The organism is Hylemonella sp. GW821-FHT10B10 (assembly GCF_059415585.1).
Window position 1 is genome coordinate 332,306 of the sequence record NZ_JBWKNN010000001.1, and the last position, 12,295, is coordinate 344,600.

General features: G+C 64.6%; 10 protein-coding genes. 9 read left to right on the top strand and 1 reads right to left on the bottom strand.

Features of this window, described 5'->3' with window-relative positions:
- Window positions 1-4: 4 nt before the first annotated feature.
- Window positions 5-1,318 carry a sn-glycerol-3-phosphate ABC transporter substrate-binding protein UgpB gene (gene ugpB, locus AC07NT_RS01620; RefSeq protein WP_498598173.1) on the bottom strand — a complete coding sequence of 438 codons (1,314 nt, stop codon included), beginning with the start codon at window positions 1,316-1,318 and terminating at the stop codon, window positions 5-7.
- 201 nt (window positions 1,319-1,519) lie between these two features.
- Between ugpB and AC07NT_RS01625 the strand changes: the two genes are divergently transcribed.
- The 9 genes from AC07NT_RS01625 to AC07NT_RS01665 all read left to right on the top strand — a co-directional run bounded on the left by AC07NT_RS01625 (window position 1,520) and on the right by AC07NT_RS01665 (window position 12,285).
- Window positions 1,520-5,401: a DUF3683 domain-containing protein gene (locus tag AC07NT_RS01625; protein ID WP_498598172.1), complete on the top strand. Its 3,882-nt coding sequence runs from the start codon at window positions 1,520-1,522 to the stop codon at window positions 5,399-5,401.
- A gap of 25 nt (window positions 5,402-5,426) precedes the next feature.
- Entirely contained in the window at window positions 5,427-5,840 is a 414-nt protein-coding gene (locus AC07NT_RS01630; protein ID WP_498598171.1) for a gamma-butyrobetaine hydroxylase family protein, read from the top strand.
- Window positions 5,841-5,842: 2 nt separating this feature from the next.
- The gene (gene ubiE / locus AC07NT_RS01635; RefSeq protein ID WP_498598170.1) at window positions 5,843-6,574 is read left to right on the top strand and encodes a bifunctional demethylmenaquinone methyltransferase/2-methoxy-6-polyprenyl-1,4-benzoquinol methylase UbiE; all 732 of its coding nucleotides are present in this window, start codon (window positions 5,843-5,845) and stop codon (window positions 6,572-6,574) included.
- Window positions 6,575-6,632: 58 nt separating this feature from the next.
- Entirely contained in the window at window positions 6,633-7,595 is a 963-nt protein-coding gene (locus AC07NT_RS01640) for a Tim44 domain-containing protein (protein ID WP_498598169.1), read from the top strand.
- Between the two features lie 42 nt (window positions 7,596-7,637).
- Window positions 7,638-8,174, top strand: a complete 537-nt coding sequence (locus tag AC07NT_RS01645) for a ubiquinone biosynthesis accessory factor UbiJ (protein ID WP_498598168.1) — start codon at window positions 7,638-7,640, stop codon at window positions 8,172-8,174.
- A complete protein-coding gene (ubiB, locus tag AC07NT_RS01650) occupies window positions 8,171-9,739 on the top strand; it encodes a ubiquinone biosynthesis regulatory protein kinase UbiB (RefSeq protein ID WP_498598167.1) in 1,569 nt (522 codons plus the stop codon). The genes AC07NT_RS01645 and ubiB overlap by 4 nt, the downstream gene beginning before the upstream one ends.
- A 34-nt stretch (window positions 9,740-9,773) precedes the next feature.
- On the top strand, window positions 9,774-11,219 hold the full coding sequence (locus AC07NT_RS01655) for a high affinity choline transporter 1 (protein WP_498598166.1): 1,446 nt from the start codon (window positions 9,774-9,776) through the stop codon (window positions 11,217-11,219).
- Window positions 11,220-11,350: 131 nt separating this feature from the next.
- On the top strand, window positions 11,351-11,641 hold the full coding sequence (locus tag AC07NT_RS01660; protein ID WP_498598165.1) for an FmdB family zinc ribbon protein: 291 nt from the start codon (window positions 11,351-11,353) through the stop codon (window positions 11,639-11,641).
- Between the two features lie 5 nt (window positions 11,642-11,646).
- Window positions 11,647-12,285: a DUF502 domain-containing protein gene (locus AC07NT_RS01665; protein WP_498598164.1), complete on the top strand. Its 639-nt coding sequence runs from the start codon at window positions 11,647-11,649 to the stop codon at window positions 12,283-12,285.
- Window positions 12,286-12,295 lie beyond the last annotated feature (10 nt).

The following is a 12,295-nucleotide window of genomic DNA, read 5'->3' on the forward strand; positions in this document are numbered from 1 at the left end:
GGGCTCAGCCCTTATTTGCTTTCTGGAAGCGTTCGAGCTGCTCGTTGCCGCGCTTGATGGCGGCGTCCAGGGCTTCCTTGGCGCCCTTCTTGCCCGACCAGACGCCTTCGAGTTCCTCGTCAACGATGGTGCGGATCTGCACGAAGTTGCCCAGGCGCACGCCGCGCGACTTGTCGGTGGTCTTGCGGATCATCTGCGTGACCGAGACGTCGGTGCCGGGGTTCTTCTTGTAGAAACCGGACTTGTCCGTCAGTTCGAACGAGGCCTTGGTCACGGGCAGGTAACCGGTGCGCTGGTGGCTGGCGGCGGCCACTTCAGGCTTGGACAGGTGGGCGAAGAACTGGGCCACGCCCTTGTACTCCTCGGCCTTCTTGCCGGACATGACCCAGAGGCTGGCGCCGCCGATCACGGTGTTCTGCGGTGCACCCGGAACGTCCGGGTAATAGGGCAGGGTGCCGATGCCGTAGCCGAACTTGCCGTTGCGCACCACGTTGCCATACAGGGCCGAGGAGCCGGTCATCATGGCGCATTCACCCGAGACAAAGGTGGCGTCGGGCGCGTTGCCACGGCCTTTGTAGACGAACAGGCCCTGCTTGGCCATGTTGGCCAGGTTTTCGATGTGGCGCACGTGCAGCGGCGTGTCGAAGGCCAGGCGCGTGTCCAGGCCGCCGAAACCGTTGTTCTTGGTCGCGAACAGCACGTTGTGCCAGGCCGAGAAGCTCTCGAGCTGGGTCCAGCTGGCCCAGCTGGTGGTGAAGGGGCACTTGTGGCCGGAAGCCTTGAGCTTGGCGGCGGCCAGGGCCACTTCGGGCCAGGTGGTCGGCGGCTTGTCGGCGTCCAGGCCGGCAGCCTTGAAAGCGTCCTTGTTGTAGTGGAAGACCGGGGTCGAGCTGTTGAAGGGGAAGCTCAGCATCTGGCCGTTGGGGGCGGTGTAATAACCAGCGACGGCAGGCACGTAGGCGTTGGGGTCGAAGCTCACGCCGGCCTTTTTCATGACTTCTGCCACGGGCACGATGGCGCCCTTGCTGGCCATCATGGTGGCGGTGCCCACTTCAAAGACCTGCAGGATGTGCGGTGCATTGCCGGCGCGGAAGGCGGCGATGGCCGCCGTCATGGATTCGTCATAGCTGCCCTTGAAGGTGGGGACGATCTTGTAGTCCTTCTGGCTGGCGTTGTAGTCCTTGGCCAGGTCGTTGACCCATTCGCCCAGGGCGCCGCCCATGGAATGCCACCATTGGATCTCGGTCTGGGCCTGGGCGGCGGGGGACAGCAGCAGGGCCGACAGGGCGACGGCGCTCAGTTGCACGGGAAATTTCATGAAATGCTCCTTGTGGACAAGCCTGCCAGACTAGGCGGCAAATGTGACAAGCAGATTAAGCCTCGGTTACGGTCATCTTCGGATGCGGGGTTTCCATGATGCGGACAGGGCCCCGATGCGCTTGTTATCCGCCCTTTGTTGCACTGCGGTAACATCTCGCCTCAGCCGGTTGTACCGTTCTGGCTGATATTCCAGATTGCCATGAACGCACCGACTCCGCTAGCACAATTCGTGGACACAGCCGGCCACGCGCCGCATGGGCACGAGCGCATCCGCGAAATCCCCTACAACTACACCTCCTTCTCCGACCGAGAGATCGTCATCCGTCTGCTCGGCTCCCGGGCCTGGGACGTGTTGAACCAGCTGCGCGAGGAGCGCCGTACTGGCCGTTCGGCCCGCATGCTCTACGAAGTGCTGGGCGACATCTGGGTGGTGCAGCGCAACCCCTATCTGCAGGACGACCTGCTGGACAACCCCAAGCGCCGTCAGCTGCTGGTGGATGCCTTGCAGCATCGCCTGGGCGAGGTACAGAAGCGCCGCACCCCGCAGGCCGATCCGCAGCGCGACGCGCTGGTGGGCGAACTGCTGGAAGCGGCCAGCCGCGCGGTCCAGGCCTTTGACGCTTCTTTCCAGAAAATTGCCGCGCTGCGCCGCAAGGCCCAGCGCACGCTCAGCCGCCTGACCGCCAAGGACAACGTCAAGTTCGACGGCCTGAGCCGTGTCTCGCATGTGACCGACGCCACCGATTGGCGCGTGGAGTACCCCTTCGTGGTGCTCACGCCCGACAGCGAGGCCGAGATGGCGCGCCTGGTCAAGGGCTGTATCGAGCTGGGCCTGACCATCATCCCGCGCGGGGGCGGCACCGGTTACACCGGCGGCGCCGTGCCGCTGACCTGGAAGAGCGCGGTGATCAACACCGAGAAGCTCGAGGCCATGACCGAGGTCGAGATGGTGCAGCTGCCGGGGCTGGACAAGCCCGTGCCCACCATCTGGACCGAAGCCGGCGTGGTCACGCAACGTGTGGCCGATGCCGCCGAGCGCGGCGGGTTTGTCTTCGCCGTGGATCCGACTTCGGCCGAGGCATCCTGCGTGGGCGGCAACATCGCGATGAACGCGGGCGGCAAGAAGGCCGTGCTCTGGGGCACGGCGCTGGACAACCTGGCCAGCTGGCGCATGGTCACGCCCGACGCGGGCTGGCTGGAAGTCACGCGCCTGAACCACAACCTGGGCAAGATCCACGACGCCGAGGTCGCCAGCTTCGAGCTCAAGTACTTCGAAGCCGACGGCAAGAAGCTGGTGAAGACCGAGCGCCTGGACATTCCAGGCCCGAGCTTCCGCAAGGAAGGGCTGGGCAAGGACGTGACGGATAAGTTCCTGGCGGGCCTGCCCGGCATCCAGAAAGAAGGCTGCGACGGCCTGATCACCAGCAGCCGCTGGGTGGTGCACCGCATGCCGGCCCACACCCGCACGGTCTGCCTGGAGTTCTTCGGCCACGCGCGCAACGCGGTGCCCAGCATTGTCGAGATCAAGGACTTCATGTTCGCCGAGCAGAAACGCAGCGGCGTGCTGCTGGCCGGCCTGGAGCACCTGGACGACCGTTATCTGAAGGCCGTGGGTTACGCCACCAAGAGCAAGCGCGGTGGCCTGCCCAAGATGGTGCTGATCGGCGACATCGTGGGCGACGATACCGACGCCGTGGCGCGCGCCACCAGCGAGGTGGTGCGCATCGCCAATTCACGTAGCGGTGAGGGTTTCATCGCCATCAGCGCCGAGGCGCGCAAGAAGTTCTGGCTGGACCGCAAGCGCACGGCCGCCATCAGCAAGCACACCAACGCCTTCAAGATCAACGAGGACGTGGTGATCCCGCTGCCGCGCATGGCCGAGTACACGGACGGCATCGAGCGCATCAACATCGAGCTCTCGCTGCGCAACAAGATCCAGCTGGCCGACGAGCTGGAGTATTTCTTCACGGAAGGCAATTTGCCCCTGGGCAAGCTCGACGACGCCAGCGAGATCGCTTCGGCCGAGCTGCTGGAAGACCGTGTGGCGCAGGCCCTGGCCCTGGTACGCGAGGTGCGCACCCAATGGCAGGGCTGGCTGAAGGACGTGGACGCGCTGTTCCCGCAGCTGCAGGACCACAGCCTGCGGGCCAGCTGGAAGACGCAGATCCGCGCGCCCCTGCAGGACATCTTCACCGGCGGTGCCTTCGCGCCCATCCTGGCCGAATGCCAGGCCATCCACCAGCGTGTGCTCAAGGGACGGGTCTGGGTGGCGCTGCACATGCATGCCGGTGACGGCAATGTGCACACCAACATCCCCGTCAACAGCGACGATTACGAGATGCTGCAGGCCGCGCATGGTGCGGTCAAGCGCATCATGGCGCTGGCGCGCTCGCTCGACGGTGTGATTTCCGGCGAGCACGGCATCGGCATCACCAAGCTCGAGTTCCTGAGTGATGCGGAGCTCAAACCCTTTGCCGATTACAAGCAGCGCATCGACCCCGAAGGCCACTTCAACCGCGGCAAGCTGCTGCGCGAAGCCGCCCATCCGGCCGACCTGACCAACGCCTACACGCCCAGCTTCGGTCTCATGGGCCATGAGTCGCTGATCATGCAGCAGAGCGACATCGGCGCCATCGCCGACAGCGTCAAGGACTGCCTGCGCTGCGGCAAGTGCAAGCCCGTGTGCTCGACCCACGTGCCGCGCGCCAACCTGCTCTACAGCCCGCGCAACAAGATCCTGGCGACCTCGTTGCTGGTCGAGGCCTTCCTTTACGAAGAACAGACCCGCCGTGGCGTGAGCATCAAGCACTGGCAGGAGTTCGAGGATGTGGCCGACCACTGCACGGTCTGCCACAAATGCCTCTCGCCCTGCCCGGTCAAGATCGACTTTGGCGACGTGTCGATGAACATGCGCAACCTGTTGCGCAAGATGGGACAGAAGTCCTTCCGTCCCGGCAATGCGGCGGCGATGTTCTTCCTCAACGCCACCAACCCCGAGACCATCAAGCTGATGCGCTCGGCCATGGTGAACGTGGGTTTCAAGGCCCAGCGCCTGGCCAACCAGCTGCTGCGCACCCTGGCGCGTCGCCAGACGGCCAGGCCGCCGGCGACCGTGGGCACCGCGCCTATCAAGCAGCAGGTCATCCATTTCATCAACAAGAAGATGCCCGGTGGCCTGCCCAAGAAGACCGCGCGCGCGCTGCTGGACATCGAGGACGCCGACTACGTCCCAATCATCCGCGACCCGCAGGCCACTACGGCCGAGACCGAGGCGGTGTTCTATTTCCCGGGCTGCGGTTCCGAGCGCCTGTTCAGCCAGGTGGGTCTGGCCACGCAAGCCATGCTCTGGCATGCGGGTGTGCAGACCGTGTTGCCGCCGGGGTACCTCTGCTGTGGTTACCCGCAACGCGGCAGCGGCCAGTTCGACAAGGCCGAGAAGATGATCACGGACAACCGTGTGCTCTTCCATCGCGTGGCCAACACCCTGAATTACCTGGACATCAAGACCGTGGTGGTGAGCTGCGGCACCTGCTATGACCAGCTGCAGGGCTACAAGTTCGAGGAGATCTTCCCGGGCTGCCGCATCATCGACATCCACGAGTACCTGCTGGAAAAGGGCATCAAGCTCAGCGGGGCTCAGGGCGGTTACCTCTACCATGAGCCGTGCCACAACCCCATGAAGCAGGGCGACTCGATGAAGACGGTACGCACCCTGCTGGCGGGCGACTCGAAGGACAACGTCCTCAAGAGCGACCGCTGCTGCGGTGAGTCCGGCACTCTGGGTGTGACCCGGCCCGATGTGTCCACCCAGGTGCGCTTCCGCAAGGAAGAGGAGATCCGCAAGGGTGAAACCGAGCTGCGCGAGGCCGGCCTGGTGGGTGCGAAGGACAACGTCAAGATCCTGACCAGCTGCCCCAGCTGCCTGCAGGGCCTGAACCGCTACGGCAACGATCTGCAGAACGGCCTGCTGGAGGCCGATTACATCGTGGTCGAGATGGCGCGCCAGATCCTGGGCGAGCAGTGGATGCCCGAGTACGTGGCCGCGGCCAATGCCGGCGGGATCGAGCGCGTGTTGGTCTAAGTTAGAACGTTAAACGGAGACTTCCATGGCAGGTTTGCAAGCCGGCGCCCCGACGCCACAGGATCTCACGGTGCACAGCAAGTCGCGTGTGCTGGAGGTCAGCTTTTCCGACGGCAAGACCTTTCGCCTGCCTTTCGAGCTGATGCGCATCTACTCGCCCTCGGCTGAGGTGCAGGGCCATGGCCCGGGCCAGGAAGTGCTGCAGACCGGCAAGCGCAACGTGGAGCTGGCGGATTTGGAGCCCGTGGGCAACTACGCCGTGAAACCCGTCTTCTCGGACGGCCACGATAGCGGCATCTTTTCCTGGGATTACCTCTATTTCCTCGGTTCGCAGCAGGAACAGCTCTGGGCCGATTACGAGGCCCGCCTCAAGGCGGCCGGTGTGGACCGCGATGCGCCCATGCCCGAAAAAGCCGGTCACGGCTGCAGCACCCATTGACCATGAGCAGTACCCATTTCGGCTTCGAGACGGTCGACGAGACTGAAAAAGCGCGCCGTGTGCGCGGTGTGTTCGATTCGGTGGCGTCCAAATACGACGTCATGAACGACCTGATGTCCGCCGGACTGCACCGGCTCTGGAAGGCCTACACCGTGACGGTGGCCAAGCTCAAGGAAGGCGACCGCGCGCTGGACATCGCCGGTGGCACCGGTGACCTGGCCCTGGCTTTTGCCAAGAAAGTCGGCAAGACGGGCCAGGTGGTGCATACGGACATCAACGAAGCCATGCTGCGCGTGGGCCGCGACCGCCTGATCGACGCCGGGGTGGTGTTGCCCACCGTGGTTTGCGACGCCGAGAAACTGCCCTTCCCGGACCGCCATTTCGATCTGGTCAGCGTGGCTTTTGGCCTGCGCAACATGACCCACAAGGACCAGGCCCTGGCCGAGATGTGCCGGGTGCTCAAGCCCGGCGGCAAGTTGCTGGTGCTGGAGTTCTCCAAAGTCGCGCCGCCCCTGGCCAAGGCCTACGACTGGTATTCCTTCAAGATCCTGCCCCAGCTGGGCAAGCTGGTGGCCGGCGACGCCGACAGCTACCGCTACCTGGCGGAGTCCATCCGCATGCATCCAGGCCAGGAAGAACTCAAGGCCATGATGAAAAAAGCCGGATTCGGTCATGTGGATTTTCACAACATGAGTGGCGGTGTGGTGGCACTTCATGTTGGAATCAGGTGCTGACATCCCGTTTTGAGTTAATCAGGGGATGCGGCACCCACAAGGTATTTTTGGAGCAAACATGAAATTCTGGCCTCTCGCCCTGTCGCTGGTCCTGGCCCTGGGCACTGTCAACGTCGAGGCCAAGCGCCTGGGCGGCGGCAAATCGGTCGGCAAGCAGTCGAGCAATGTGACGCAGCGCGAGGCCGCCCCGACGGCGCCGACGCAAAACACAGCCGCGCCCAAGCCCGCTCCGACAGCCCCCGCAGCCGCTCCGGCCCCTGCGCCCAAGAAACCCTGGGGTGCCATGCTGGGTGGCCTGGCTGCCGGCCTGGGCCTGGCCTGGCTGGCCAGTTCCCTGGGCATGGGCGAGGCCTTTGGCCAGTTCATGCTGATCGCTCTGGTGGTGTTGCTGGCCATGATGGCCTTTGGCTGGTTCATGCGCAGCCGGCGACCGGCGACCCCGGCCACCGGCCGCTACGCCTTCCAGGGCGCCGGTGTCGGTGACGTGGCCACGGCCAGCCCGGCCTACCGTCCGGAAAATGTCGGCAACGACGCCTCGGCACGCCCCTGGGAGCGCAACCAGACCGCTTTCGACGGTTCCGCACAGGGCGCTTCCGGCGTCGTCATCGGTTCGGCCCTGCCCAGCACCTGGAGCATCCCGGCCGGTTTTGACGCCGACGGTTTCCTCAAGGCGGCCAAGAGCAACTTCATCCTGCTGCAGGCGGCCTGGGACAAGGCCGACATGGGCACCTTGCGTTCCATGATGACCGACGACATGCTGGCCGAAATCAGCGCCCAGCTGGCCGAACGTGAGGCTCACACGGGCGGCGCCGTGAACCTGACCGATGTGCAGATGCTGCAGGCCCAACTGCTGGGCATCGAGGAGCTGGGCGACGGTTACATGGCCAGCGTCGAGTTCTCCGGCATGATCCGCGAGACCCCGCAGGCCAGCCCCAGCCCCTTCCGTGAGGTCTGGAACATGGTCAAGCCTCGCGACGGCAGCGGTGGCTGGCTGGTGGCAGGGGTGCAAGCCCTGCAGTAAGAAGCGAAGAGCAGCGCTCTTTTCAATCAATAATCGGGGACTATGGCAACACAGTCCCCTTTTTCATTGCTGGAAGACGCTTTCCAGAAGCTCGGCACCACCCTGCAGCCGCCCGCCTGGGCCGTGCAGGAGGTGCAGCGACGTATCGTGCTGCTGCTCAACCACGTGCTGATGCAGGAACCCGAGGCCATGGCTCGACTGGCCCGGCAAAAGGGCAGGGTGGTGCTGTTCCACTGGCGCGAATTCGAATTCAAGCTGCAGCTCACGCCGGCCGGCCTGCTGGACCTGGCCGCGGCCGATGCCCCGTCCGACCTGACCCTGGCCGTGACCGAAACCTCCCCGATGGCGCTGGTGCAGGCCACCCTGGCCGGTGACAAGCCGCCCGTGCGCATCGAAGGCGATGTGCAACTGGCGGCCGAGATCAACTGGCTGGTCGATCATGTGCGCTGGGATATCGAGGAAGACCTGGCCCGCCTGATCGGCGACGCGCCGGCCCACGGCCTGGCGCAGGCCGCGCGCCGCACCCTGGAGGTGCTGCGGGGTTGGTTGCAGAAGGCGAAGCCCGGAGCCGCCGAATGACCCGGCTGCTGCGCGGCACCTACATCGTCTGGATCGTGCTGCGCTACGGTCTGGACGGGCTGGTCCTGACGAGTTTCCAGAAACCCTGGTTGCGGGTGATCGCACGCATCGTCTCGTTTGGCCGTAACCTGGACGCGCCGCGCGGCCAGCGCCTGCGTGAGGCGCTGGAGCGTCTGGGCCCGATCTTCGTGAAATTCGGCCAGGTGCTCTCCACACGGCGCGACCTGCTGCCCGCGGACATGGCCGACGAACTGGCCAAGCTGCAGGACCGCGTGCCGCCTTTCCCCTCCGAGGTGGCCGTGGCCACGATCGAACGCGCTTTCCGCAAGCCGGTGGCCCAGATCTTCAGCGAATTCGAGCGCGTGCCAGTGGCCAGCGCCTCGATTGCCCAGGTGCATTTCGCCAAATTGATCGACCGCGACGGGCATGAGCGCGAAGTGGCCGTCAAGGTGCTGCGCCCGGGCATGCTGCCGGCCATCGAGAAGGACCTGAGCCTGATGCGCCTCATGGCCGGCTGGGTGGAAAGCCTCTCGGCCGATGGCAAACGCCTCAAGCCGCGCGAGGTGGTGGCCGAGTTCGACAAATACCTGCACGACGAGCTGGACCTGGTGCGCGAAGCCGCCAGCGCCGCCCAGCTGCGTCGCAATATGGACGGCCTGGACCTGGTGCTGATCCCCGAGATGTTCTGGGACTATTGCCACAGCGATGTCATCGTGATGGAACGCATGAAAGGCATCCCGATCAGCCAGACCGCGCGCCTGCGCGAGGCCGGTGTCGACATGAAGAAGCTGGCGCGCGACGGGGTCACCATCTTCTTCACCCAGGTCTTCCGTGACGGCTTCTTCCACGCCGACATGCACCCGGGCAACATTTTCATCAGCACCGACCCGGCCACCTTCGGGCGCTACATCTCGCTGGACTTCGGCATCGTGGGCACGCTGACCGAGTACGACAAGGAGTATCTGGCGCAGAACTTCACGGCCTTCTTCCGGCGTGATTACAAGCGCGTGGCCGAGCTGCACATCGAGTCGGGCTGGGTGCCGCCGCGCACGCGCGTGGACGAGCTCGAGTCCGCCATCCGCGCCGTCTGCGAACCCTATTTCGACCGGCCGCTCAAGGAGATCTCGCTGGGCATGGTGCTCATGCGCCTGTTCCAGACCTCGCGCCGTTTCCATGTGGAGATCCAGCCCCAGCTGGTGCTGCTGCAGAAGACCCTGCTCAATATCGAGGGCCTGGGCCGCGAGCTCGACCCCGAATTGGACCTCTGGAGTACGGCCAAGCCCTTCCTGGAGAAGTGGATGACCGACCAGATCGGTCCGCGCAAGCTGCTGGAAGAGCTCAAGAACCAGGCCCCGCGTTACGCCAAGATGCTGCCGGACCTGCCGCGCCTGCTGCACGATTTCCTCAAGCAGGGGGCCGGTGGCCGGGACCGGCGCGAGCTGGAGGCGCTGCTGGCCGAGCAACGCCGCACCAACCGCCTGCTGCAGGCCCTGATCTACGCGGGCATAGGTTTTGCTCTGGGATTGATCGTCGTTCAGATGGTGATCCGCTTCCAGCTGTTTTAGGGATAATCCCGAGCCAAATTCCCAGGAGACCAAGGTGCTGCTGACCCTCGTCATTGTTTACCTGCTGGTGACCATCGCCATCGGCCTGTGGGCCGCCAAACGGGTCAAGAGCTCGGCCGATTTCGCCATCGCCGGGCGCCGCCTGCCGCTGGTCATGATCGTCACCACCACCTTCGCGACCTGGTTCGGCTCCGAGGTGGTGCTGGGCATCCCCGCCAAGTTTGTGGGTGGCGGTCTGGGCAGCGTGGTGGAAGACCCCTTCGGCGCGGGTTCCTGTCTGATCCTGGTGGGCATTTTCTTCGCCGCCAAGCTCTACCGCATGACGCTGCTGACCATCAGCGACTTCTTTCGCGAGCGTTATGGCCGCGGCGTGGAGGTTATCTGCTCGCTCATCATCATGTTGAGCTACCTGGGTTGGGTCTCGGCCCAGGTCACGGCCCTGGGCCTGGTGTTCAACCTGCTCTCAGGCGGGGCCATCAGCATCCCCGTGGGCATGGTGATCGGTGTGGTCTCGGTGCTGGCCTACACGCTGTTCGGCGGCATGTGGTCCGTGGCCCTGACCGACTTCATCCAGATGATCATCCTGGTGGTCGGCCTGAGCATCCTGGCCATCTTCGCAGGCAATCTGGCCGGCGGGGCCGACAAGGTGGTGGCCCTGGCCGTGAGCCGTGACATGTTCAACTTCCTGCCCGAGCCCAGCTTCAAAGACGTGGTGTTCTTCTTTGCCGCGGCCATCACCATGATGCTGGGTTCCATCCCCCAGCAGGACGTGTTCCAGCGCGTGATGTCGGCAGACAGCGAAAAATCGGCTTCGCGCGGCGCCATCATCGGCGGGGCGCTCTACATCCTGTTCGCCTTCGTGCCCATGTTTCTGGTGGTCAGCGCCCTGATCATCATGCCCGAGCAGGCCGACGCGCTGATCAAGGAAGATCCGCAGAAGGTGTTGCCCACCCTGGTGATGGAGAAGATGCCTTTCATCATGCAGGTGCTCTTCTTTGGTGCGCTGTTGTCGGCCATCAAGTCCTGCGCCTCGGCCACGTTGCTGGCGCCCAGTGTGACCTTCGTGGAGAACATCTGGCGCCAGTTCAACCCCCATATGGGCGACAAGCAGGAGTTGAAGACCATGCGCATCACCGTACTGGTCTTCAGCACCCTGGTGCTGCTCTACGCGATCAAGATGCAGGGCAGTTCGATCTATGAAATGGTGTCCGGCGCCTACCAGGTCACCCTGGTCGGGGCCTTTGTGCCCCTGACTTTCGGCCTGTACTGGAAACGGGCCACGACCCAGGGTGCCTTGTTCTCCATCGTGCTGGGCCTGCTGACCTGGGGGGTTTTCCTGGCCACTCCGGCCGGCGCGGAGTTTCCCGCCCAGCTGGCGGGCGTGCTGGCTGCGCTGACGGGCATGCTGGTGGGCTCGCTCGGTCCCCAGGCCATCGTCAACCAGCACGCCGGGCACCACAAGCTGGTCGGGCTGGGCTAAGAAGGCCCCCGGAAGGGCTTGATTAGGAGGCGGCCGCCTATAATTGCGGGTTTTCCGCAGTTCGCCCGGTCGCTGGTAGGCGACGCGACGCGCGGACACCCGGTAGACCCTTCCTAACCCTCCTTCGAGCCATGCCTATTTACGCCTACAAATGTGAATCCTGCGGTGCCGCCAAGGATGTGCTGCAGAAGATCTCTGACCCGACCCTGAGCGACTGCCCGGCCTGTGGCAAACCGACTTTCCGCAAGCAGGTCACGGCTGCCGGCTTTCAACTCAAGGGCAGCGGCTGGTACGCCACCGATTTCCGGGGTGGCGCTGCTCCTGCCGCCACCGCCCCCGCTGCTGCGACCGCGACCAGCGAGGCTCCGGCTGCGGCCGCACCGGCCAGCCACAGTTGCGGCACGGGCTGCGGTTGCGCTTGATGGCCATGGCCAAATTCCGCAAATGGCTGTTCGCGGGCCTGCTGGTGCTGGCCCCGCTGGGCATCACCGTCTGGGTGCTGGAATGGGTGGTGTCCACGCTGGACCAGACCCTGCGCATCCTGCCTGCCTCCTGGCAGCCCGACCAATGGCTGGGTCTGCACATTCCCGGCCTGGGGGTGATCTTCGCCCTGGCCGTGGTGCTGGCCATCGGCGCCCTGACCTCGAATTTCATCGGTAACCAGCTGCTCAGCTGGTGGAATGCCCTGCTGCACCGCATCCCGGTGGTGCGCTCCATCTATTCCGGCGTCAAGCAAGTCTCGGACACCCTGTTTTCCGAGAAAGGCAATGCCTTTCGCCAGGCCGTGCTGGTGCAGTGGCCGCGCGAGGGCATGTGGACCATCGGTTTCGTGACCGGCGTGCCTGGTGGCGACCTGCTCAACCATCTGCCGGGCGAGTACCTGAGCGTTTACGTTCCGACCACACCCAACCCCACGGGCGGCTACTTCGTGATGATCAAGGCCAGCGATTGCATCGTGCTGGACATGAACGTCGACGAGGCGCTGACCTATGTGATCTCCATGGGCGTGATCGTCCCCGGCTCTGCGAAGAAGCCGGCCGAGCCCGGCCAGCCTCCCCATCCCTGATTTCCTGAAA